The organism is Bacillus sp. 275, from assembly GCF_001999205.1.
Lineage (GTDB): Bacteria > Bacillota > Bacilli > Bacillales > Bacillaceae > Bacillus > Bacillus velezensis.
In genome coordinates, this window is sequence record NZ_CP019626.1 from 3,105,649 (window position 1) to 3,127,752 (window position 22,104).

Sequence of the window (22,104 nt, forward strand, 5' to 3'; positions counted from 1 at the left end):
TCAGCCTTTGACCGCCCCGGAGGACAGCCCTGAGATAAAATATTTTTGAAGCGCCAAAAACAATACGACCATCGGCAGCATCGCCATGATCGCGGCTGCGGCGACTAAGTGAAGATTGTTCGCGTTTTCGCCGAAGAATCCCGCCATGGCCACGGTCAATGTCTGCACCTTTTGATCTTGTAAAAAGAAAATCGCAAATTGGTAATCGTTCCAGATAAACACGCAGGAAATTATGCAGACCGTTGCGGTAATCGGTTTCAACAAAGGAAACACGATTGTATAAAAAGTCCTGATCAATCCCGCGCCGTCCATCCTGGCGGCTTCCTCAAGCTCTTTCGGAATGGAAGAGCGGATAAACCCCGAATATAAGAAAACGGTCAGCGGCATATATGCAGCCGTATTAATGAGAATGGCTGCGGCATGCGTATTGATCAGCCCCGCATCAGCGACCATCTTGTATAAAGGAACCATGGAAGTCAAAGGCGGGATGATCATGATTGAAATCAAAAGGCCGAAGACGATTTTGTTCAGCTTTGTATTTCTTCTTGCGAGCGGGTATGCGGCAAGCGAACCCATGAAAATTAATAAAGCGGCGGAAACGGCTGTAATGATAATCGTGTTCAGAAAGGATTGCCCGAGAGAGGCACGTTCCCATGCTTCACGAAAATTCTGAAATGAAAAGGCGGATGGCAGCGACCATTTTGAACTGTAGTCACCTTTTGCTTTTAATGACGTGGTCAGCAAAATATAAAAGGGGACAATATGAACGCACGAGATAACGGCTGCCAACAGCGTAAAAATCCGCATTCGGGCTGTTTTCATGACATTTCCGTCTCCTTTCGCTTGAAATACACGAGAGCCGAAAAGCTGATGACAAGAATAATGACGGACATAAACACGCCTTGGGCGGCGGCATATCCCGCATCCTGCCGTTTAAAATATAAATCATACATAAACGTTGACATCGATTGAGAGGAATTGCCCGGCCCGCCTGCGGTCAGCGCGAAAATGACATCAAACAGCTTCAGCCCGCCGATGATATTGATGACCATGTTGATGGTGACAGCCGGCATCAATAAAGGCAGGGTGATGGTGAAAAACGGCTGAAGACCTCCCGCGCCATCCATTTTTGCGGCTTCGTAATAATCTTTCGGAATGCTTTGCAGCCCCGCCAAATATACAATCATCGCAATGCCTGCGTATTGATATGTGTTAATCATGACGATAATCCACGGGTTTGCCGCAGGGCTTGCCAAGGCGTTGACAGGACCGATTCCCAGTGCGCCAAGCACATCATTCAGCGCACCCCCGTCATATGAGAAAATAAAATACCAAATGTATCCCATAATCAGCGGACTGATAATGACGGGCAGGTAGACGATCGTTCTTGTGAGCGCCTTCATTTTTAAGCTCTGATTCAAAAGCAGCGCATATAAAAGTCCGAGCATATTCTGAAAAAAAGTGCTTCCGATGCCGTAAAGCAAAGTGTTTTTCACAACAAGCCACGTGTCCGGATCTGTAAAAAGCCTTTTATATTGAGTAACCCCCACCCATTGATACGTCTGTGAGAAGCCGTTCCAGTTTGTAAATGTGATAAAAGCGCCTTTGACAAACGGAAAAATCATGAAAATAAAAACCGTGGCAAGAGCGGGAACGTACATCCACCACAGTGACGCGGGTTTTACCGGCTTTTGATGTTGAAATCCTTGGGTTTCTTTTGCAAGATCACTCATTCTTTTTCAGCTCCCCATGAATCAGATTGAAGCCGAAGCCGCTTATATTCCCTGCCGAGTTTCGCTGAAATTTCAGCGGGGGTTAAGATATCGGCCATCAGCTCCTGCCCGGCTGTTCCCATCACATCCCACATTCCGTTCGGCAAATAAAGGCGGTCAAAATAAGGCTGCACCTTAATATGCTGATAGCGCTTATAGTCATTTGCGTAGAAAATGTCCGTTTGCACATTCACTAATCCGGCCGGAAGCGAGGTCGCTTCGGCAATTGATTTTGCATGCTCGGGTCGGGCCATAAATGCGATAAACTGTTTCGCTTCTTCAAGCCGCGGGGAATCCTTGAATGCCGCCAGCGTGTAACGTTCGCCTCCGATCCAAACCGGCGCGTCTCCCTTATGGACGGCCGGGGTCGGTATGATGCCGACTTTTACCTTCGGATTGATTTGAGCGACGTCTTGGCCGAGGGTGCCGCCCTGCAGCGTAAAGGCGATTTTGTTTTGCGCCATCAGTTCAATGAGCTGGGACCGTTTTGCCGTCACGGCATCTATATTGAGCAGGTTTTCCTTTTGCATCTCTTTCAGTTTGTCAGATAAATAGGTGAAGTGTGTCCAGCGGAAGGTTCCGTTTAACAGTTGTTTTTTGTAACGGTGTGCGGGATCTGTGATGAGAAGCGGTGCGGCGAATTGATCGTAATATTGGGCAAATGAGCTTTTCTCATAGCCGGCAAACCAGAAGGGGGTGACTGTTCCGCCGCTTTTTTCTTTAATCTGTCGCAGTGCCTTCATAAAATCATCCATTGTTTCCGGCGGTTTGATTCCGTATTTTTCTAACAACGTACGATTGTAGGCCAGTCCGTCCTTTGCCTGATTCAGAGGGAAGGCGTATATTCTGCCTTTGGCGTCTTTGAGCATGCTGTTTAAATTCGGATCGAGCCGCTTCGTCCAAGACATGCCGCTGAGGTCGGCGGTATATTCTCCGTAGCGGATTTTGGCCCAGCCGTGTGTGTCGAAAAGATCGGGCATATCACCGGCCGCCATCCTGACCCTCATCATATTTTCGTAGTCATTGCCTGGGAAATGAACGTTTACTTGAATGTCCGGATGTTCTTTTTGGAATGAATCAGCCAACTTTCTGAATACGGCGCGTTCGCTGTCTGAGGATATGGTGGAATAGACTGTCAATGTTTTCTGCTTTTCTCCGGCGCCGCTCTGTTCTGCCGAGCAGCCGGGAAGTATCATGCAAGTAAAAGAAAGAAACAAAGCCAGTAAGCGTTTCATCTTTTCCTCCTTTAAATATGATATAAACGCTGCGGGACACGTCACCACCTTTCTTGTGAGCCGCAGCTTTGTCTGACAATCAATGAAGTGGGGAGCGTCACGGCCAGCGGGACGGTTCTGCCGTTTAAACGGTCGAGAAGCAATTTGACACCCGTCCGGCCCATCTCTTCCGTGTATACTTTTACCGTTGATAACGGCGTGCTGGCGTATTCTGCCTCATCAATTCCGTTGAAGCTGACAACCGCCGTATCGCGCGGGACTTGAAGGCCGGCTTCCTGCAAGGCTTTTAAAGCGCCGACAGCCATCGAATCACTTGCGATAAAAAAGGCATCGGGGAGACTTCCGCCTTTGACGGCTTCATTCATCAGCCGGAACCCTTCGTGCATGCTGTATTCGCCGATCAGTACATGCTCCGGCTCGGCGCCGGCCATTTGTAAGAAAGCGGTCAGACGCTTATCCTCAATCGTTTTATTGCTGTTTACACCGTCTATGACGGTATGTTCCCGCTCCCGGCCGCCGATATAACCGAGCCGCTGGTAACCGAGCGACAGTAGATGTTCTATCGCCTTTTGCGCTGCGGCATAAAAATCCACGCTGACGGAATCGTAGCGGGCGGGATCGGGGGTGCCGTTAACAAATACCGCGTGCCTGAAAGCGGCGCTGATATTCGTAAGCGCCTCGTCTTGCAGGCTGCCGATGACGATGACGCCGTCCAGTTCGTGAAACATATGCTCTTGAAAAGAACCGAGATGGATAGAAGATGTGATAAAAATTTTTTGCCGAAAGCATTCTTCTTCAATGCCTTTTCGGATCGCCGAAAAATAAGGATCCTGCCGTTCTTCTTCCGGTGACAGGCAGCTGACAACGCCGATCAGGGGCGCTGAATCGCTGCGGCTGCGGTTCTTCCGTCTTTTTGCCGACGGCTGATAGCCCAGCTCATCGGCGATCCTCAGAACTTTTTCTCTTGTTTCATCAGTCACAGCCAAAGAGTCATCCTTATTCAAAATTCTCGATACTGTCGCGCTGGATACAGATGCCTGTAAGGCAATATCTTTGAGACGGACCATTTCGCATCTCCTTTTTACTAAATATTTACTAAACAGAAATGACCTGGTTATTGTTAAAATGATATTATCATACGAGAGTAAGCGTTTTCAATAACTATTTTTGGTTACTTTTAGTAAAAATCAGTAAAAAAGAAAATCTGTTTTTCTCTATCATATTTCAATTGAACCGGAATAAATTGATAGAGAAAGGAGAGGGTGATGTGCTGAAGATAGCTGTTTTTGATGAGGAGCATGAAAAGGATCTGCAGACTGAAGTCAATACATTTTTAAAGGGGATTTCTGATGAACAGCTCGTTGATATTAAATATACGGTAGCGGCGGCCTGTGATCCTGAAGGTGAGCAGCTTTATTGTTTTTCCGCTCTCATTTTATACCGAAAATAAAGAAGCCCGGACGGACGAAATGCCGGGCTTCGTTGTTCATTATGCTTTTTTGACGCGGGGACTTCTTGGTTTTTGGTATTTCTCCGCTTGTTTAATTCCTTTTCTCTCGCTCGCTAATGACTTGTACAGAGACACGATCATCAGAAGGATCACGACTGAAAACGGAACCGCGGCGAGAATGGCCGTGTTTTGCAGTGCGGCCAGACCGCCGGAATATAACAAAACCGCTGCCACGGCGGACTGGATGACGCCCCAGATGATTTTCACCCGGTTTGACGGGTCTAATGAGCCGTAAGACGTTTGCATTCCAAGCACAAATGTCGCTGAATCCGCTGATGTAATAAAGAATACAGCGATCAGAACAAGCGTTAATACGGATGTCACCATTGTCAGCGGATAGTGGCTGAGTGCGCCGAACAGCATCGTATCCGTTGACATTCCCGCGACATTGAATACGCCTTTCTGCTGAAGATCCATCGCGGATACACCGAAGATCGCAAACCATAAGAAAGCCAATATACAAGGTGTCACCAACACCCCGATTAAAAATTCCCGGATCGTCCGGCCCCTTGATACACGGGCGATAAAAATGCCGACAAACGGCGACCAGGATATCCACCAGGCCCAATAGAAAATGGTCCAGCTGTTAATCCATTCGCGTTTTTGGGGATCATTCGGAGACAAGCGAAAGCTCATCTGCACGATATTTTGGATGTATTGGCCGATAGAATCGGTAAATGAGTTCATAATCAGCACCGTCGGACCTGCAATGAGCATAAAGATCATTAAAATAGCCGCGAGCGCCATGTTGGTATTGCTTAAGTATTTAATCCCTTTGCCGATTCCGCTCCACGCAGAAATCAAAAATAACACGGTCACGACAGCGATCAGGATCAGCTGAATGGAAAATGTTTTCGGAATGCCGAATAAATAATGCAGACCGCCGTTGATCTGAGTCGCTCCGAGCCCTAAGCTTGTCGCCACACCGACAACGGTCGCAAACACGGCGATACAGTCAATCGCTTTGCCGATCGGCCCGTTTACTTTATCGCCCAAAAGCGGTGTCAGTGTGCTGCTGATCAAACCGGGCGCGTCTTTTCTGAATTGAAAATATGCGATACATAAAGCGACAACCGCATAGATGGCCCAAGCGTGCAGCCCCCAGTGGAAAAATGTGTACCGGAGCGCATCACGAAATGCTTGGGGCGTTTCTGTTTCACCTGAGGGAGAGCTGATGGCGTAATGGCTGATCGGTTCCGCAGCCCCGTAAAATACCAAACCGATTCCCATGCCCGCGCTGAAAAGCATGGCAAACCAAGATAATAAGCCGAATTCCGGTTTTTCCCCGGGTTTTCCGAGTTTTATTGTGCCGATCGGACTCACAATGAGAAAGAGACAGAAACCGACAAATATAGAAACGACCAGCAGATAATACCAGCCGAAAGAATCCGTAATAAATTTTTGTGCCGTATCAGTGACTTGCTGCAGGCTGTCAGGAGAAATGGCCCCCCATAAAACCGCAGCGGCTGTGATGACAATCACAATCCAAAAAACACTGGAGATGTTCTTCTTCAAACGTTCTCACCCTCTGACTATTTTTTTCAATACGCCATTTTGTTTTAGTATGGTCGTACGATTGCAGATCATTCCTTTCTTCCTATTCCCTCAATCAGGTGAAACAAAACGCAGAAAACTCTATCATGTTTTTGGTCAATTATCAACGGGGACGCTCAGGTAAGTGCGCTTTAAACCATTTAGAGCGAGCGTGAGAAACGTCCTGCATTCAAACCGGCGAGACGCCCCGTAACAAAGGCTGAAGTGATATTGTAGCCCCCGGTATAGCCGTGAATGTCGAGTATTTCTCCGCAAAAATATAAGCCTTCCATTTTTTTAGACGCCATTTGTTTCGGCTCAATCTCTTTTACGGAAACACCTCCGCCTGTGACAAACGCTTTGTCCAAAGAAAGCGTTCCGTCAGCGGCAACCGTAAATTGTTTGCAGTCTTTGACAAAAGCCCTGAATTGATCCTTCGGCAGTTCCGTAAAGCTTGTCTGCGGATCAAGACCGTTCCGTTCCAGAAGAAAAAGCAGGTACCGTTCCTGCATCCACGGCTTCAGCGCGTTTTTGAGCGCTTTTTTCGGTGCGTCTTTCAGTTCCTTGTGCATCTTTTGAAATAACTCTTCCTCGTTGATGCCGGGAAACAGATCGATGCGGAGTTTGACCTCTGGCTGCTTTTTCAGTTCTTTGACGACAAACTGGCTGCAGCGGAGAATGGCGGGGCCTGACAAGCCGAAATGGGTAAACAGCATGTCCATCACGTGTGTGACGATTGGTTTGCCTTTTTTATTCAGAACGCTGACGGCCGCGTTTCTAAGAGACAGCCCCTGAAGTGTTTTTTGTTTAATAAACGGTTCTGACGACGTAACCGGCACTTCCGTCGGAAAGAGTTCGGTCACGGTATGACCGGCCGCTTCCGCCCATGCATAGCCGTCTCCGGTGCTGCCGGTATGCGGGACTGATTTTCCGCCGACCGCGATAATGACGGCGTCTGCGTTAATGTGTTCGTCATTGTTTGTCGTAATGCCTGCTGTCCTGCCGTTCTCGTACCGCACTTCTTTGATTTTTTCATTTGTACGGATGGTGACATTCAGTTGTTTTAATCGGTTCAAAAGCGCATCGACAACGCTTTGTGCTTTGTCCGTCACCGGGAACATGCGCCCGTGGTCTTCTTCTTTCAGCTGAATGCCGAGTTTTTCAAAAAAGGCGATGATATCTTCATTATTAAATTCGGAAAACGCGCTGTATAAAAAGCGGCCGTTGCCGGGGATGTGTTTGATGATTTCTTCAACGGGGAGGCGGTTGGTCACGTTGCAGCGCCCGCCGCCGGAAATCGCCAGCTTCCGTCCCAGCTTGTTTCCTTTATCGATTAATAATACGTCCGCGCCTTCTTCGCCTGCCGCAATCGCAGCCATTAAACCGGACGGGCCGCCGCCGATCACAATCACGTCATAATGTTTCATCTTTCATCAACAACTTTCTTTTTCACGTATAATAGGCGGAAATGTCCGCTTTCTGCTATTATAGCGAAAGAAAGGGAATCCTTAAACGTATTTTGTTTTTTAAAGAGTTTTCCCAAAAAGTTTCCCGCTGTAATTATTACCGTCTAATTGCCCAGTTGTGTTAAAATAGAAAAGTTGAATCTTCGTAGAAAATGGTGATGAGGAAACATGTCAAGCAAATTGTTAAGGGGCACGTTCGTGCTGACGCTCGGCACCTATATATCGCGGATTTTAGGGATGATTTATCTGATCCCGTTCGGAGCGATGGTCGGAGCGACGGGCGGAGCTTTGTTTCAATACGGATATAATCAATATACACTGTTTTTAAACATTGCCACGATGGGATTTCCCGCCGCGGTTTCAAAATTTGTCTCGAAATATAATTCCAAGGGAGACTATGAGACAAGCAGGCGGATGCTGAGAGCGGGAATGTCGGTTATGCTCGTAACCGGGATGATCGCTTTTTCAATTCTTTATATTTCGGCGCCGTTTTTTGCGGAAACATCTCTCGGCGGCACGAGTAACAACGGACTTACGATTGACCACGTCGTTTATGTCATCCGGATGGTGAGTCTGGCACTTTTGGTCGTGCCGATTATGAGTCTTGTGCGCGGTTTTTTCCAAGGTCATCAGATGATGGGGCCGACAGCCGTTTCACAGGTTGTGGAGCAGCTTGCCCGGATCATCTTTTTATTGGGCGCCACGTATTTGATTTTAAGAGTGATCAACGGCGGCCTTGTCATCGCAGTCGGATACGCGACTTTCGCGGCGCTGATCGGATCATTCGGAGGGCTTGTCGTCCTTTATATTTACTGGAATAAGCGGAAGGGCGATCTTCTGGCGATGAAGCCGAATCTCGTCCCGTCTGCGAACTTAAGTTATAAAAAAATGTTCATTGAGCTTTTCAGTTATGCCGCTCCTTACGTATTTGTCGGACTGGCGATTCCTTTGTATTCTTATATCGATACGAATACGTTTAATAAAGCGATGATTGCGGCAGGCCATAAGGATATCAGCCAGGACATGCTTGCGATTGTCACTCTTTATGTGCCGAAGCTTGTCATGATCCCGGTTTCTCTGGCGACCGCTTTCGGTCTGACGCTGATTCCGACGATTACTGAATCGTTTACGAGCAGGAATTATAAGCTTTTGAACCAGCAGATTAACCAGACGATGCAAATCATTCTGTTTTTGGTTATTCCCGCAGTTGTCGGGATGTCCGTGTTATCGGGTCCGGCCTATACGTTCTTCTACGGCTCTGAAAGTCTTCGCCCGGATATCGGACAGGATATATTGTTCTGGTACGCGCCTGTCGCGATTCTGTTTTCTCTGTTTACCGTAAACGCCGCGATCCTGCAAGGGATTAATAAGCAGAAATTTGCTGTCGTGAGCCTTTTCATCGGCGTCATTATAAAAGTGGTGCTGAACGTGCCGCTGATCAAGCTGTTTCAGGGAGACGGGGCCATCTTGGCAACGGCGCTCGGTTATATCGCTTCTCTTCTGTACGGTTTTATTATGATTAAGCGCCATGCGGGCTATTCGTATACGGTACTTATAAAACGGGTCATTTTAATCGCAGTCCTGTCCGTCGTGATGGGAGTCGCGGTCAAGCTGACTCAATGGCTGCTCAGTTTCTTTGTAACATACCAAAGCGGCCAGGTGCATGCGGCGATTGTCGTCTTTGTCTGCGCCGCTGTCGGCGGTGCGGTGTACATGTTTGCCGCGTACCGAATCGGATTTTTACAGAAAATGTTTGGAAACCGTCTGCCCCGTGTTTTGAGGAGAGGCAGGCATTCCGCCCATTGAGAAATAATGAATAGTCCGCTTATCGCGGGCTTTTCTTTTTAAAGGAGAGGATCAGGATGAGACTTGATAAACTGCTTGCCAACAGCGGATTCGGCTCAAGAAAAGATGTGAAAAAAATCGTCAAGGCCGGGGCTGTCATGATTGACGGAGAGCCGGCGAAAGATGTGAAAACCCATGTCGATCCGGAAAAACAGGACATCACGGTATACGGAGAGCCGGCAGACTATCGTGAATTTATTTATGTCATGATGAATAAGCCGCAAGGAGTCCTGTCCGCTACCGAAGACAGCCGCCAGCAAACGGTGGTTGATCTGCTGACGCCTGAAGAACAGCGATTTGAACCGTTTCCGGCGGGACGTCTTGATAAGGATACGGAAGGCTTTTTGCTTCTGACCAATGACGGGCAGCTCGCTCATCGCCTGCTTTCTCCGAAAAAGCATGTGCCTAAAACATATGAGGTCCGGTTAACCTCGCCTCTGTCACCGGAAGACATCGTTCATCTGGAAAGAGGCGTCGTCATTGAAGGAGGCTATAAAACGAAGCCGGCAGCCGTTGAAATCATTACAGAAAGCCCGGATGAAACGGTGATTCATTTGACCATTACAGAAGGCAAATATCATCAGGTGAAGCTGATGGCAAAGGCTGTCGGAAATGAAGTGGCTTATTTGAAGCGGCTTTCGATGGGGGCTGTTTCTCTTGACCCGGATCTTAAACCGGGAGAATTCCGCGAGCTGACTGAAGAAGAGCTCGAAACGCTGAGAGGCGCTGAAGTGTAATCGATATCAGAAAAGCCCAAAACAGATTTGTTTTGGGCTTTTTATATAGAGGAACAAAAAACAAGGCAAAGACGCTGCTTTGCCTTGCAGCATGTCAGGCCGAAAAGGGCCTTATGTAATTGTTCGCTTAAGATGTAATTTTCACTTTTTTTCGTGTTGTCTCCCACTTGCCTCGGCTAGGACTATGAACAAGATCATTGTATGCTAACACATTTAAGTCTCGCTGAATGGTTCTAGGTGTAATGCCGAATTCATCAACCAGTTCCTGTGTTGTCACAAGGCCTTTTTCCTGGATGAACATGTAAACTGATTTAATCCGAGTCAGCATACGATTTGTTGAAGGTTTCAAAAAACCACTCCCTATCATAAGATCGGATGGACTTGATATACCACAACTTTCGACTCTAAAACTTCGTACGAATAAGCAACAAAGGATGACATTCTGTTTTTTCTCTTTTAACTGCCTCCATTATACACGATATGGACAACATGAATCTAGGAATAAGCGCAGATAATTTTTTCCAAATGAGTGCCGCCTTGGTGCATTACTATGCTCGGTCCGCTTTTATTATTATGGAAACTGAAACTTTTTTTATACATGTCCGTATGAAAACGGGGGAGTGAGAAGTTTGGGAGAATTATTGAATGCAAACATTGTCTGCGCCGGTTATGCTGACAGGCCGAAGGTGATTTCTGATGTATCTCTGTCAGTCAACGCTGGTGAAATTGCCGGTTTAATCGGAGCGAACGGCGCGGGGAAAAGCACAGTGATAAAGGCGGTTCTCGGGCTGTCCCGGGATATAGAGGGCGGAATTGAGTGGAATGATTCATCTTATGCTTACATACCGGAGCGTCCGAGTTTTTACGATGAACTGACGCTTTGGGAGCATCTCGAGCTGACCGGGTCATTGCGGGGCATGGAAGGGGAAGAGTGCCGTGAACGGGCAGGGCGGCTGCTTGAAGAGTTTTCGCTGACGTCTGTAACACATGATTTGCCTTCCGGTTTTTCAAAAGGGATGCAGCAAAAATTGATGCTTATACAGGCATTTTTGGCGAAGCCGGATATTTACATCATTGATGAGCCTTTTATCGGACTTGATCCGATCTCAACGAAGCTGTTTACCGACATGCTGATTGCTGAGAAAGAAAGGGGCGCGGGAATTTTGATGTGCACTCATGTTCTGGATACGGCGGAAAAAATCTGCGACCGGTTTTATTTGCTGGATCAGGGCGCTCTGCTTCTTCAAGGCACGTTAGAGGAGCTTCAGGAAAAAACGGGGAGCCGTTCACTGCTGGATTGCTTTTATTCAGCGGTTCGGAGCAGTCAGCGATGACTGGGCGGGCTTTGTTTTTTCAAAGGCTGTTTCATTATTGGCGGTATCAATGGAAGGTGTTTCAGACGGTCATTGATTGGACGGTCGCGCTGTATATCGTTCTTCCCGCTGCCGCATTTGCCGTTTATCAATATGCTGAATGGCTGAACGGCAGGGGGCTTCTTAATGGAGCGGCAGGAGTATTAGGATGGGGCTGGCTGTATGTATTCAGTGCCCTGCTGTTGTGCACGGGTTTTATTCATACCTTTTTGCTGGAAGCGGATCACGTATTTTTGGTGCATGCAAAACATCTGATGCAAAAGCTGAAACGGTACGCGCTTTTGTATTCGATGTTCCTTTCCCTTATCAAATGGGGTGCGCTTGCCGTATTGTTATTTCCCTTATGGCGCCAATACGGTGACTGTACCTTACCGGCATATTCGGGTATGTTTTGCTGTCTGTTCGGCTTCCATACTGCAATATTAGCGGTGCACCGGCACAGAAAAAACAGCAGGCGGACATTCGGGAATCAGGCGGCGGGCTGGCTGAAAGTGATGGTTCTGATGGCGGGTGCGTTTTTTATGATCGTCTTTGCCGCCGAATGGTATTGGCTTTGGCCGGCGGGATGTATATTGTTCATCTGTTCCGCTCTTTTGACTCGGAAAGGGACGGAGACATTATCAGCCTTTGAGGAAGAAGTGCTTGAGGAGAACAGGCGCAAGCTTTCATTCGCGGCCTCTGTTTTGATGCTCAGCCATGATGTGCAGCTCCCGAATGGTAAACATAAAGGGCGGAGCAAGCCGTTTTTATATCCCGGCTCAAAGCACATCTTTACAAAACGGTCGGCGTATACGGCGTGGAAAGAATTGTTCTTTAAAGTGCTGATCCGAAACGGCGGGTATCTCCGGCAGCTTTACCTTTTAACCGCGGCTTTTACAGCTCTTATTCTCGTTCTTCCGCTCTTAGTCAAGCCGGCAGTTCTCATTTTGTTTGCGATCGTCAGCCGCTATGCCGCGTCACTTTTATTTGACCGGATCATGGATAAACCGGTTTTAAGCGGTATCAAGAGAGACAGTGATGACTATTTCAGGGCGCGAAACAGCGCATTAACCGTCATCCAAGTCATCTGTTCCGCCTGGTGTCTCATTGCCGCGATTCTTTCCGTTCTTTATATGTGAAAATCCCTTTCCGAAAAAGGAAAGGGATTTTTCTTAATGTCCGTTCAAAATAAAAAGCTGAATAAAAAACAGCACGGCGAAGATGATGACTAAAGGATGGATTTCGCGCCATTTTTTCTTAGCTGCTTTAACAAGCGGATATGAAATGAAGCCGAGTGCGATTCCGGTTGAAATACTGGACGTTAAAGGCATCGCCAAAATGACGAGAAAGGCCGGGAACGCTTCATCAAGCTCATTCCAGCGGATATTCGACACAGCACCCATCATCAGGCTGCCGACAATAATCAGAGCCGGTGACGTAATCGCTGACACTTCCGATAAGACGCTGACAAGCGGGCTGAAAAACATGGAAACGGCAAACATAACCGCAATCGTCAGCGCCGTCAGACCCGTTCTTCCGCCGGCCGCCACACCTGCTGAAGATTCAACGAACGCGGTCGTCGGGCTGGTGCCGAAGATGCTTCCCACCGTCGTAGCGGTCGAATCAGCCAAAAGCGCTCTTCTGGCATTCGGCAGCTGATTGTTTTTGATCAGTCCCGCTTGTTCGGCGACACCGATCATGGTGCCGGTCGTGTCAAAAATCGTAACGAGAAGAAAAGAAAACACAACGGCGTACAGACCGTGATGCACGACATCCCCGAGGGCTCCGAACGGATTTGTGATCAAAAGCCCCTCCGGCAGGTGCGGGAAGGACATGAATCCTTTCGCGAAATGGATCTGTCCGGTCAAAAAGGCAATGATAGCGGTCAGCGCCATGCCGATGAACAGAGCCCCGTTAACATTCAGCACCATCAGTACAATACTGATGATAAGTCCGATAAGCGTTAAAATGACGGCGGGCGAATGAAGATCGCCGAGTGCGACCAGATTAGATTTATCAGCCGTGATGATTCCGGATTGGCGTAAGCCGATAAAAGCGATAAATAAGCCGATGCCGGTCGTAATTCCGTATTTTAAATTGTCCGGAATCGCTTCTATAAGTTGTTTTCTTAAAGGCGTTAACGATAAAATAATAAAGATGACTCCCGCGATAAAAACGGCGCTGAAAGCCGTCTGATACGTAATGCCGCTGCCTGTGCCGACAACGTGAAAGGCAAGATACGCGTTTAAGCCCATGCCGGGGGCAATGGCGATCGGAAAATTCGCAGCGAGAGCCATCCATAAAGTTCCGACAATGGAAGCGATAATCGTCGCGGTGAACACCTGGTCAAACGGAATTCCCGCATTGGAAAGGATCACCGGATTGACGACAATGATATACACCATTGTGAAAAAGGTGGTCAATCCCGCGGTAATTTCTCTTTTTATTGTCGTTTGATGCTTGTCGAGATGAAACATAAGTACCTCCAATGACGAACATTTTTTCAAAACATCATCTATATTATTCGTTTTATCGACATTTTGCAAGTCTTTATCAAGAAAGGGGATTTGTGATGAACTGGGAAGTTGAAGTCATCAGAAACAAAGAAGATCTGATCCGTGACACGCAGAAGTTTTTGCAGATCAACAGCGTAATGGACGAATCAACAGCCGGTCCCGGCCGGCCGTTTGGAGAAGGCGTCAATGCCAGCCTGACGTCACTGCTGGAATTCGGTGAAAAAGAAGGCTTCACCGTAAAGAATCTTGATGGCTATGCGGGCCATATTGAATGGGGAACGGGTGACGAAATCGTCGGCGTTCTGTGCCACGTCGATGTCGTTCCGCCCGGAGACGGCTGGACGAGCGATCCGTTTTCAGCCGATATCAGGGACGGCCGGATATATGCCAGAGGCGCCATAGATGATAAAGGGCCGACAATGGCGGCGTTTTATGCGCTGAAAATCGTCAAAGACATGCAGCTCCCTTTATCCAAACGCGTGAGAATCATCATCGGAACGGATGAAGAAAGTGATTGGAGATGCGTGGATCACTACTTCAAACACGAAAAAATGCCTGACATCGGCTTTGCTCCTGACGCGGATTTTCCAATCATTAACGCGGAAAAAGGAATTATAGATGCATCACTGCGCATTGTAAAAAGCGCTTCTGACAAAGACGCAAAAAACGGGCTTCTGTCATTCCGTTCAGGACTGCGCTTGAACATGGTGCCGGATGCGGCTGAAGCGGTTATTGAAGGGGACGGTCTTGATGCCGTGCACGCATATTTCAGCAAATGGCTTGAGCAGTCAAAAACACAGGGTGAAGCAGTTTCGGAAAATGGAAAACTGACGCTTCGGGTATACGGAAAATCATGCCACGCGATGGAACCGGATAATGGTGTTAATGCCGGCTTAAAGCTTGCTGAATGCCTTAATGGAACAGATCTGGATGAAGCTGGAAAGAACTTTGTCAAAACCGTCAGTGACTATTTTTTAAATGATACACGAGGCAAAAAGCTGAAAATTGATTGCAGGGATGACATCAGCGGAGAGCTTACATTGAATGTCGGCACCTTTACATACAGAAAGGGTGAGGAAGGAGAACTCGGCATCAACATCCGTTATCCCGTCACTTCAGACAGCAAAGTCATCCGTGATGCTTTTACGTCTGCTGAAGAATTCCGGCTTGAAGAATTTAAAGACAGCAAACCGCACCACGTTTCTGCCGATCATCCGCTCGTAAAGACGCTTCAAAAGGTTTACGAAGGACAGACGGGAAAGAAAGCGGATCTGATTTCAATCGGCGGAGGAACGTATGCGAGATCCCTTTCGGCGGGCGTCGCGTTCGGGCCGCTGTTCCCCGGCCGGCCTGACAGCGCGCATCAAAAGGATGAGTACATTGAAATCGATGACCTTCTCCGGTCAACCGCTTTATATGCCGAAGCCATTTATGAGCTTGCCAAGTGATAATAAAAAGGGACGCCGAAAGCGGCATCCCTTTTTATCATTCAAATGACCATAAATCCGTTGATAAATAACGTTCTCCCGTATCGGCCGTCATACAGATGACGATCTGTTCGGAAGGGAGTCGTTTTGCGGTTTCAATGGCGGCGAAGCAGGCGGCGCCTGAAGACGGTCCGACGAGTATGCCTTCTTCCCGGGCCAGACGGCGTGTTGTCGTATACGCATCTTCATCAGATATTTTCATGATTTCATCGTAAACGTCCTGATTCAGTATGCCGGGAATAAATCCGGGGCTTGTCCCGACAAGCTTATGGGCTCCGGGTTTTCCGCCAGACAGGACGGGAGATCCCGCCGGCTCGGCGACATGAACAATCATATCCGGGAAAAGCTCCCTCAGCGTTTCTCCAGTTCCGGTAATGGTTCCGCCCGTTCCCGCCGTTGCCACAAAAGCACCGAGCGGTCTGTTGAGCTGCTGAACGGCCTGATAGATTTCAATGGCTGTCGTTTTTCGGTGGGCATCTGGATTTGCGCCGTTATCGAATTGCATAGGGATAAAACTTCCCGGAATCTGTTCGGCGAGTTCTTTCGCTTTTTTGATGCTGCCGGGCATTCTTTCCGCCCCCGGTGTTAACACAACCTCCGCGCCGTACGCTTTCAGGAGGTTGATGCGTTCTTTCGTCATCGTGTCAGGCATGACGAGGATTGCCTTGTAGCCGCGCGCCGCCGCGTTCATCGCCAGGCCGATGCCTGTGTTGCCGCTTGTCGGTTCGATGATGACAGAGCCGGGTTTTAAATGCCCGCTGTTTTCCGCCTCAATGATCATATTGTAAGCCGCTCTGTCTTTGACACTGCCGCTCGGGTTAAACGATTCTAATTTTAAATAGACCTGCGCTGCATGTTCTGGCTGAAGACGATTGAGCTTTACGATCGGTGTGCCGCCGATCAGCTCCGCCGTGCTGTTTACGATTTTCAAGACCGGCTCATTCCTTTCTGTATAAAACGTTCGGTACATAATATCCTATCATAATGAGCGGACAGGGTTCTCCTCTCCGCTTATCCGTTTTATAATAACACCATAACCAAAGAGGGGGAGATCCTCGTATGAAAGCTTCATTGCCGCATTATTTTATCGGCATTCCGATTCCGGCTGACATTGCTGAACCGATTTGGGAAGCAGCCAAAAAGGAGCCGGCGTTAACATTCAAAAAATGGGTGCACCCGCATGACTATCATATTACACTCATTTTTCTCGGAGCCGCGGATGAAGAACGGCTTGCGAAATTATCGTCGCTGCTCGCAGATGCTGCGTCGGCAGCGCAGCCGTTTACCGTACAGTTTCAGCATCTGGATATTTTCGGCGACCGCAGACAGCCGAGAGTGCTTCACCTTGAGCCCGAACGGAATGAACTGCTCTTTGATTTGCGGGAAAAAACAAAACAGGCTGTTTTGAAAGCTGGTTTTCAAGTGGAAAAACGCCCGTATCACCCTCATATGACGATGGCGCGGAAGTGGGCGGGAGACCGGCCGTTTCCTGACGATGTGCCGTTTGAAAGCGGCAGGGTGCAAAGTGCCGTCAGCCGGTTTTCCCTGTTTCAGACCCATCTTGACCGGTCGCCTAAATACGAAGAAATTGCACAGTTTCAATTGACATAAACAAATATTCGGAGTGGAGAAATCACATGGCACAGATCATCAAAATTCACGACTGCATATCCAGATATGAACTTGATCCATATCATTATATGAACCAGTTTATCCGGCTGAAGAAAGAACGCTTTGAGGCGCTTCTTGAAGCGTTTGACCGGATGACGGAAGAAAAAGAAACGGAAACGGCTGCCGGCGGGGAAACCGATCAAGCGCCGGCCAGGAAAAAATTTTCCTTAAAAAAGAGAAAAGAAGAAAATACGGCCGATATAAATGAAAAGAGGCACCAATGGTTTGATGAGCCGGAGGGAGAAGAGGCGCTGTTCGGGAATCTCCCGTCTCGAAAGTCTGAGCTCGCGCCTTTTTTCAAAGATCAGCTGTATGACTTTCAATTAAAATGGGCGAGCTCCACGCTTTCTCAAAAGTCTGAGCTTTCACAGGCGGTCAAAAGGGACGGGATGTTAAAAATGCTGGCTCAAAAGCTGCCCGATTCCTATTTTGTGATGTATCATCCGGTTCTGCAAATTCAGCAGGCGTCCGTCGAACTGAGCATGATCATCATCTCGCCGCTGGAGATTTTCTGCGCCGCTTTTATGGAAGCGGAAGAGGACACCGTATATATCGGATCAAAACACCGTTTTTGGGAAGAAAGAGGCTCCGGCAGCACGCGCCAAGTATTGAATCCGTCTCTCAGCCTGCACCGGACGGGCTCGGTCGTTTCGCAAATCGTAAAAGAAAAGCAGGCCGACATTCCCGTGCGGAAGCTTTTGCTCAGCAGAACGTCTTATATTGATTATCCGGAGCCGCCGTACGGGCTGGAAATAGCTGATAAACGGACTGCCGCAGAGTGGGTGGAAAAGCAGCAGAAAAATACGGCGCCGATCAAGCACCACCAGCTCAAGGCGGCGAAGGCTCTTTTGTCTTACGGCTTAAGCGATTCAAGCCGGAGACAGGAATGGCTTGATTAAAACGGACGTTTGCCGGCTGTCTCTTCATCTATGAAGCAGGTGAAAACAAACGATGAGTCAATGGTTTTTTATTATTAATCCGGTCTCAGGAGGCGGGCGGGGCCGGCGTGTCTGGAAATCAGTTCAAAAAGAGCTGAACAGGCGCGGGGTCAGCCACCGTTCTTTTTTGACCGGGCATCCCGGACATGCGGAAGTGCTGGCGAGACAGATTTCAATGATGCAGGATCATAAGCTTAAGCGGCTGTTCGTCATCGGCGGTGACGGGACGATGCATGAAGTCATTAACGGACTGAAAGGAACGGACCAGATTGAGCTGACCTTTGTGCCCGCCGGTTCGTACAATGACTTTTCCAAAGGGCTCGGTATTAAGAAGTCGGCGCTCCTCCAAGAAATCAAAAGTCTGCACCGCCCGCTCACACGGAAATTTTTTGCGGGAAACATCAACTTTTTTCATGACAAAGCGCAATCACTTTATTTTATTAACCACCTGTCTGTCGGCTTCGATGCCTCAGTTTTGAAGGCAGCGGCGAATTTTCCGTTATCGCGCGTTCTTCGGCTTTTGCGTCTCGGCTTTGTGATTTACCCGCTCGCGCATTTACATACGGCCTCGGGGTTTCAGCCGTTCAGATTTGTTTGCACGGCAGACGGCCAGAGGCGAGAATTCCGCAATGTCTGGTTTGTCATAGCGGCTAATCACCCTTATTACGGAGGCGGCATGAAAGCGGCGCCTTCAGCAAATCCCCGTCAAAACCATTTTGATATTGTCGTCGCAGAAAACCTGTCCTTTTTCTCGCTGTATCGTTTTTTATGGGCGATGAGCTTCGGCCGGCATATCAAAATGGACGGAGTGACGATGATAAAGGGGAAGGAATTCGTTTTTGAAACAGATGGGAAAATTCCGTTTCACGCTGACGGCGAGCTGATCGGAACGACGCCGTTTCGGCTTATGCCGGGCGGTGCGCCGTTGAAAATAAAAACATAATAAACAAATGAAACCCGTCAAATGTTTTACGGCAAAGGAGCGGTTCGCGGCATAAATCTTCAGAATTCACAGGTGTTCTTGCTAGTTTTGCTTGACGAAGTTTGTGCTGTAGCGCTAAAATTTATAGGACGGCTATTGATTAGCATATGAGACTCTCAATAGCTGTCTTTTTTATTCTCATGAAATTGTTTATGACAGGCCGCTCCGCCAATAGAGAAAGGCTGGAGGCCTATTCTAAAATATTTTAAGAAATGATGGGTTGAACATTGATATGAACTGGTTGGGACAATTACTAGGTAGCGATTGGGAGATCTTCCCCGCCGGAGGAGCTACAGGAGATGCATATTATGCGAAACATAACGGCCAACAGCTTTTTTTAAAACGTAATAGCTCGCCCTTTTTAGCCGTGTTATCCGCCGAAGGCATTGTTCCGAAGCTGGTTTGGACGAAACGGATGGAAAATGGAGACGTCATTACGGCTCAGCATTGGATGGCGGGCAGGGAGCTGAAGGCAAAGGATATGAGCGGACGCCCGGTGGCTGAGCTGCTCCGCAAAATCCACACATCAAAAGCTTTGCTCGACATGCTGAAAAGATTGGGAAAAGAACCGCTTGATCCGGGCGCCCTTTTGTCGCAGCTGAAGCAGGCCGTCTTTGCCGTGCGGCAATTTTCGCCGCTTATTCAGGAAGGCCTTGCTTATTTGGAAGCTCATGTGGATCAGGTGCAATTCGGTGAAAAAGTCGTTTGCCATTGTGATGTGAATCATAATAACTGGCTTCTGTCTGAAGACAACCAGCTGTATTTAATAGATTGGGACGGCGCCATGATAGCTGATCCGGCCATGGATCTCGGCCCTTTATTGTATCATTACGTCGAAGAGCCAGCGTGGGACAGCTGGCTTGGGATGTACGGCATGAAGCTCACGGAAGGGCTTCGGCTGCGGATGGCGTGGTACATGTTATCGGAGACCATCACCTTCATCGCCTGGCACAAATCAAAAGGAAACGACAAAGCGTATCATGATGCCATGGAAGAGCTTCATGCCCTGATGAAGCGGATTGTCAAGTAGTCAGGAGTACGAATCCATCTGCTCCACCCATTGGGACAAATGGTTTTGGTGCTCCTGAATATGCGTGTCGATGGAATCGGCCGTGATGCCGGACTGGCTGTAGCGGTAGACATCCTCGAGCACGTTTTTTATATTTGAATCCAGCCCGGTGTTGGCCATCAGTGATTTGATGACGCGCTCCAGCTGTTCATACTCGGCAACCGTGCCGCAGCAATCCAATTGATGGTCGGCCAGTATGTCCTTTAATAACCGGACCTGATGTTCGCTTGTTAAGCCCATGATTCATATACACATCCTTTCTGTGTCATACATTGTGCAAAGCGGTGCGGTTTTATGCATCACATGAGTGTTCCGGACCGGGGAGCCTCTTTTTTTATGCGGCCGGCGCCTTTAAAAGGCGCTTGCGGCTCTTTATGTTTCATGGTATGTTGTTACTCGAAATTATAGATAGAGGTGTCAATCATATGAGAATGCGCCATAAACCTTGGGCGAATGATTTTCTGGCAGAAAACGCTGACATCGCCATCAGTGATCCGGCCCAGTATAAAGGGCGGTGGAACACGGTCTTTGGCAATGACAACCCGATCCATATTGAAGTCGGTACCGGAAAAGGGCAGTTCATTTCAGGAATGGCCAAGCAGAATCCGGATATCAACTATATCGGGATTGAGCTGTTTAAAAGCGTCATCGTCACTGCCGTCCAAAAAGTTAAGGACAGCGGGGCTCACAATGTCCGTTTGTTAAATATAGACGCGGAAACACTGAATGACGTATTTGAACGGGGAGAAATCAAGCGCGTATATTTAAACTTTTCTGACCCGTGGCCGAAAAACCGCCACGAAAAGCGCCGTTTAACTTTTAAAACGTTCTTGAAAAAATACGAAGAAGTGATGGGCGAAACAGGTGAGATTCATTTCAAAACCGATAACCGCGGTTTATTCGAATACTCTCTGAAAAGCTTTTCCGAATACGGCCTGCTTCTGACGGAAGTCAGCCTTGATCTGCACAACAGCGATCCGAAGGGCAATATTATGACAGAATACGAAGAAAAATTCTCCGCGCTCGGCCAGCCGATTTATCGGGCCGAAGTTGAATGGAGAACAAAAGACAGACTCTGATGCGGGAGTCTGTTTTTTTATGCCGCCATTTGCTACCATTACATCAGGAGGGATCAAGATGGAGGCATTGAATATTGGGAATATTTCATTAACATGGCTGGACGGCGGTGTAACGCATATGGACGGCGGAGCGATGTTCGGCGTTGTTCCGAAACCTTTATGGTCGAGAAAATACCCCGTAAATGACAAAAACCAGATTGAATTAAGAACAGACCCGATTCTGATCAGAAAAAACGGCCTGAATATATTGGTTGACGCGGGTATCGGCCGAGGGAAATTCTCTGATAAACAAAAAAGGAATTACGGCGTAACACAGGAATCCAATCTGAAACAATCTCTTCGTGACCTCGGGCTTTCTTGTGAGGACATTCATATTGCCGCGATGACCCATCTTCATTTTGACCATGCATGCGGCCTGACGGAGTACAGCGGAGAGGAGCTTGTCTCTGTTTTCCCGAATGCCCGCATTATCACTTCTGCAACAGAGTGGCGCGAAATGAGAAATCCTAATATCAGATCGAAAAATACATATTGGAGAGAAAATTGGGAGGCGGTACAAGGTCAGGTCGAAACCTTTGAGAACGAGTATCAGCTGACAGAAGGCATTACGATGCACCACACCGGCGGCCACAGCGACGGCCACAGCGTCATCGTCTTAGAAGACGGAGGGGAGACGGCTGTGCATTTTGCCGACCTGATGCCGACGAATGCGCATAAAAATCCGTTATGGGTGCTGGCCTATGATGATTATCCGATGACCTCTATTCCAGAAAAGCAGAAATGGCAGACGTTCGCGGCAGAAAAAGACGCCTGGCTGATTTTCTATCACGACGCGATTTACAGAGCGGTAAAATGGGGAGAAGACGGCGAAGTGGCTGCATCTGTCAAACGGGAGAAAAAATAAGCGGATCG

General features: G+C 48.2%; 22 protein-coding genes. 12 read left to right on the forward strand and 10 right to left on the reverse strand.

From position 1 onward, the window contains the following. The 4 genes from BZ167_RS15290 to BZ167_RS15305 are packed head-to-tail and all read right to left on the reverse strand — an operon-like array spanning nucleotide 1 to nucleotide 4,074. Nucleotides 1-822 carry a carbohydrate ABC transporter permease gene (locus tag BZ167_RS15290; RefSeq protein ID WP_007408803.1) on the reverse strand — a complete coding sequence of 274 codons (822 nt, stop codon included), beginning with the start codon at nucleotides 820-822 and terminating at the stop codon, nucleotides 1-3. Further along, nucleotides 819-1,733, reverse strand: a complete 915-nt coding sequence (locus BZ167_RS15295) for a carbohydrate ABC transporter permease (RefSeq protein ID WP_015240414.1) — start codon at nucleotides 1,731-1,733, stop codon at nucleotides 819-821. The genes BZ167_RS15290 and BZ167_RS15295 overlap by 4 nt, the downstream gene beginning before the upstream one ends. Then, nucleotides 1,730-3,007: an ABC transporter substrate-binding protein gene (locus BZ167_RS15300; protein WP_032868339.1), complete on the reverse strand. Its 1,278-nt coding sequence runs from the start codon at nucleotides 3,005-3,007 to the stop codon at nucleotides 1,730-1,732. The genes BZ167_RS15295 and BZ167_RS15300 overlap by 4 nt, the downstream gene beginning before the upstream one ends. 41 nt (nucleotides 3,008-3,048) lie before the next feature. Beyond that, nucleotides 3,049-4,074, reverse strand: coding sequence for a LacI family DNA-binding transcriptional regulator (locus BZ167_RS15305; protein WP_077392131.1), 1,026 nt, complete (start codon nucleotides 4,072-4,074; stop codon nucleotides 3,049-3,051). A 200-nt stretch (nucleotides 4,075-4,274) separates the two neighbouring features. Between BZ167_RS15305 and BZ167_RS15310 the strand changes: the two genes are divergently transcribed. After that, on the forward strand, nucleotides 4,275-4,457 hold the full coding sequence (locus tag BZ167_RS15310) for a sporulation protein Cse60 (RefSeq protein WP_003152309.1): 183 nt from the start codon (nucleotides 4,275-4,277) through the stop codon (nucleotides 4,455-4,457). 39 nt (nucleotides 4,458-4,496) lie between these two features. On the opposite strand, the gene opuD is transcribed toward BZ167_RS15310, so the two are convergent. Together opuD and BZ167_RS15320 are read right to left on the reverse strand one after the other, a co-directional pair. After that, nucleotides 4,497-6,032 carry a glycine betaine transporter OpuD gene (opuD, locus tag BZ167_RS15315; RefSeq protein WP_012118228.1) on the reverse strand — a complete coding sequence of 512 codons (1,536 nt, stop codon included), beginning with the start codon at nucleotides 6,030-6,032 and terminating at the stop codon, nucleotides 4,497-4,499. Nucleotides 6,033-6,211: 179 nt separating this feature from the next. After that, nucleotides 6,212-7,477 carry a BaiN/RdsA family NAD(P)/FAD-dependent oxidoreductase gene (locus BZ167_RS15320; RefSeq protein ID WP_007408798.1) on the reverse strand — a complete coding sequence of 422 codons (1,266 nt, stop codon included), beginning with the start codon at nucleotides 7,475-7,477 and terminating at the stop codon, nucleotides 6,212-6,214. Nucleotides 7,478-7,684: 207 nt separating this feature from the next. Here BZ167_RS15320 and BZ167_RS15325 point away from each other — a divergent pair, with 207 nt between their 5' ends. Continuing rightward, entirely contained in the window at nucleotides 7,685-9,322 is a 1,638-nt protein-coding gene (locus BZ167_RS15325) for a putative polysaccharide biosynthesis protein (protein WP_003152313.1), read from the forward strand. A gap of 56 nt (nucleotides 9,323-9,378) precedes the next feature. Then, a complete protein-coding gene (locus BZ167_RS15330; protein ID WP_007408795.1) occupies nucleotides 9,379-10,098 on the forward strand; it encodes a pseudouridine synthase in 720 nt (239 codons plus the stop codon). A gap of 127 nt (nucleotides 10,099-10,225) precedes the next feature. On the opposite strand, the gene BZ167_RS15335 is transcribed toward BZ167_RS15330, so the two are convergent. Continuing rightward, on the reverse strand, nucleotides 10,226-10,447 hold the full coding sequence (locus BZ167_RS15335; protein WP_003152337.1) for a DeoR family transcriptional regulator: 222 nt from the start codon (nucleotides 10,445-10,447) through the stop codon (nucleotides 10,226-10,228). Between the two features lie 280 nt (nucleotides 10,448-10,727). Between BZ167_RS15335 and BZ167_RS15340 the strand changes: the two genes are divergently transcribed. Together BZ167_RS15340 and BZ167_RS15345 are read left to right on the forward strand one after the other, a co-directional pair. Then, nucleotides 10,728-11,432 (forward strand): ABC transporter ATP-binding protein, encoded by a 705-nt coding sequence (locus BZ167_RS15340; RefSeq protein ID WP_031379302.1) that lies wholly within the window; start codon nucleotides 10,728-10,730, stop codon nucleotides 11,430-11,432. Beyond that, nucleotides 11,429-12,589, forward strand: coding sequence for an ABC transporter permease (locus tag BZ167_RS15345; protein ID WP_039254170.1), 1,161 nt, complete (start codon nucleotides 11,429-11,431; stop codon nucleotides 12,587-12,589). Before BZ167_RS15340 ends, BZ167_RS15345 begins: the two co-directional genes overlap by 4 nt. A gap of 33 nt (nucleotides 12,590-12,622) precedes the next feature. On the opposite strand, the gene BZ167_RS15350 is transcribed toward BZ167_RS15345, so the two are convergent. Continuing rightward, nucleotides 12,623-13,927: an NCS2 family permease gene (locus tag BZ167_RS15350; protein WP_014418668.1), complete on the reverse strand. Its 1,305-nt coding sequence runs from the start codon at nucleotides 13,925-13,927 to the stop codon at nucleotides 12,623-12,625. Between the two features lie 95 nt (nucleotides 13,928-14,022). Here BZ167_RS15350 and pepV point away from each other — a divergent pair, with 95 nt between their 5' ends. Then, on the forward strand, nucleotides 14,023-15,414 hold the full coding sequence (pepV, locus tag BZ167_RS15355) for a dipeptidase PepV (RefSeq protein WP_077392132.1): 1,392 nt from the start codon (nucleotides 14,023-14,025) through the stop codon (nucleotides 15,412-15,414). Nucleotides 15,415-15,451: 37 nt separating this feature from the next. Here pepV and cysK read toward each other — a convergent pair whose 3' ends face one another. Then, a complete protein-coding gene (cysK, locus tag BZ167_RS15360; protein WP_134816643.1) occupies nucleotides 15,452-16,423 on the reverse strand; it encodes a cysteine synthase A in 972 nt (323 codons plus the stop codon). Between the two features lie 89 nt (nucleotides 16,424-16,512). Between cysK and thpR the strand changes: the two genes are divergently transcribed. From thpR to BZ167_RS15380, 4 genes are all read left to right on the forward strand, one after another. After that, nucleotides 16,513-17,064, forward strand: coding sequence for an RNA 2',3'-cyclic phosphodiesterase (gene thpR / locus BZ167_RS15365; protein WP_015418027.1), 552 nt, complete (start codon nucleotides 16,513-16,515; stop codon nucleotides 17,062-17,064). A 26-nt stretch (nucleotides 17,065-17,090) separates the two neighbouring features. After that, nucleotides 17,091-18,023 carry a hypothetical protein gene (locus BZ167_RS15370; protein WP_015418026.1) on the forward strand — a complete coding sequence of 311 codons (933 nt, stop codon included), beginning with the start codon at nucleotides 17,091-17,093 and terminating at the stop codon, nucleotides 18,021-18,023. A gap of 52 nt (nucleotides 18,024-18,075) precedes the next feature. Next, the gene (locus tag BZ167_RS15375; RefSeq protein WP_031379299.1) at nucleotides 18,076-19,005 is read left to right on the forward strand and encodes a YegS/Rv2252/BmrU family lipid kinase; all 930 of its coding nucleotides are present in this window, start codon (nucleotides 18,076-18,078) and stop codon (nucleotides 19,003-19,005) included. A 271-nt stretch (nucleotides 19,006-19,276) separates the two neighbouring features. Continuing rightward, entirely contained in the window at nucleotides 19,277-20,074 is a 798-nt protein-coding gene (locus BZ167_RS15380; protein WP_003152355.1) for a phosphotransferase family protein, read from the forward strand. Here the strand turns inward: BZ167_RS15380 and BZ167_RS15385 are convergent, their stop codons facing one another. Continuing rightward, complete coding sequence (locus BZ167_RS15385; protein WP_003152357.1) at nucleotides 20,075-20,353, reverse strand: YtzH-like family protein; 279 nt, start codon at nucleotides 20,351-20,353, stop codon at nucleotides 20,075-20,077. Nucleotides 20,354-20,538: 185 nt separating this feature from the next. Here BZ167_RS15385 and trmB point away from each other — a divergent pair, with 185 nt between their 5' ends. Then, entirely contained in the window at nucleotides 20,539-21,192 is a 654-nt protein-coding gene (gene trmB, locus BZ167_RS15390) for a tRNA (guanosine(46)-N7)-methyltransferase TrmB (RefSeq protein ID WP_003152359.1), read from the forward strand. A gap of 58 nt (nucleotides 21,193-21,250) precedes the next feature. Beyond that, nucleotides 21,251-22,096, forward strand: coding sequence for a YtnP family quorum-quenching lactonase (locus tag BZ167_RS15395; RefSeq protein WP_031379298.1), 846 nt, complete (start codon nucleotides 21,251-21,253; stop codon nucleotides 22,094-22,096). Nucleotides 22,097-22,104: the final 8 nt, after the last annotated feature.

Bases quoted from the DNA above. Each gene is read 5' to 3' on its own strand.
- BZ167_RS15290 (WP_007408803.1), bottom strand. From the start codon at position 822: ATGAAAACAGCCCGAATGCGGATTTTTACGCTGTTGGCAGCCGTTATC.
- BZ167_RS15295 (WP_015240414.1), bottom strand. From the start codon at position 1,733: ATGAGTGATCTTGCAAAAGAAACCCAAGGATTTCAACATCAAAAGCCG.
- BZ167_RS15300 (WP_032868339.1), bottom strand. From the start codon at position 3,007: ATGAAACGCTTACTGGCTTTGTTTCTTTCTTTTACTTGCATGATACTT.
- BZ167_RS15305 (WP_077392131.1), bottom strand. From the start codon at position 4,074: ATGGTCCGTCTCAAAGATATTGCCTTACAGGCATCTGTATCCAGCGCG.
- BZ167_RS15320 (WP_007408798.1), bottom strand. From the start codon at position 7,477: ATGAAACATTATGACGTGATTGTGATCGGCGGCGGCCCGTCCGGTTTA.
- BZ167_RS15325 (WP_003152313.1), top strand. From the start codon at position 7,685: ATGTCAAGCAAATTGTTAAGGGGCACGTTCGTGCTGACGCTCGGCACC.
- BZ167_RS15330 (WP_007408795.1), top strand. From the start codon at position 9,379: ATGAGACTTGATAAACTGCTTGCCAACAGCGGATTCGGCTCAAGAAAA.
- BZ167_RS15345 (WP_039254170.1), top strand. From the start codon at position 11,429: ATGACTGGGCGGGCTTTGTTTTTTCAAAGGCTGTTTCATTATTGGCGG.
- BZ167_RS15350 (WP_014418668.1), bottom strand. From the start codon at position 13,927: ATGTTTCATCTCGACAAGCATCAAACGACAATAAAAAGAGAAATTACC.
- pepV (WP_077392132.1), top strand. From the start codon at position 14,023: ATGAACTGGGAAGTTGAAGTCATCAGAAACAAAGAAGATCTGATCCGT.
- cysK (WP_134816643.1), bottom strand. From the start codon at position 16,423: ATGTACCGAACGTTTTATACAGAAAGGAATGAGCCGGTCTTGAAAATC.
- thpR (WP_015418027.1), top strand. From the start codon at position 16,513: ATGAAAGCTTCATTGCCGCATTATTTTATCGGCATTCCGATTCCGGCT.
- BZ167_RS15370 (WP_015418026.1), top strand. From the start codon at position 17,091: ATGGCACAGATCATCAAAATTCACGACTGCATATCCAGATATGAACTT.
- BZ167_RS15375 (WP_031379299.1), top strand. From the start codon at position 18,076: ATGAGTCAATGGTTTTTTATTATTAATCCGGTCTCAGGAGGCGGGCGG.
- BZ167_RS15380 (WP_003152355.1), top strand. From the start codon at position 19,277: ATGAACTGGTTGGGACAATTACTAGGTAGCGATTGGGAGATCTTCCCC.
- BZ167_RS15385 (WP_003152357.1), bottom strand. From the start codon at position 20,353: ATGGGCTTAACAAGCGAACATCAGGTCCGGTTATTAAAGGACATACTG.
- trmB (WP_003152359.1), top strand. From the start codon at position 20,539: ATGAGAATGCGCCATAAACCTTGGGCGAATGATTTTCTGGCAGAAAAC.
- BZ167_RS15395 (WP_031379298.1), top strand. From the start codon at position 21,251: ATGGAGGCATTGAATATTGGGAATATTTCATTAACATGGCTGGACGGC.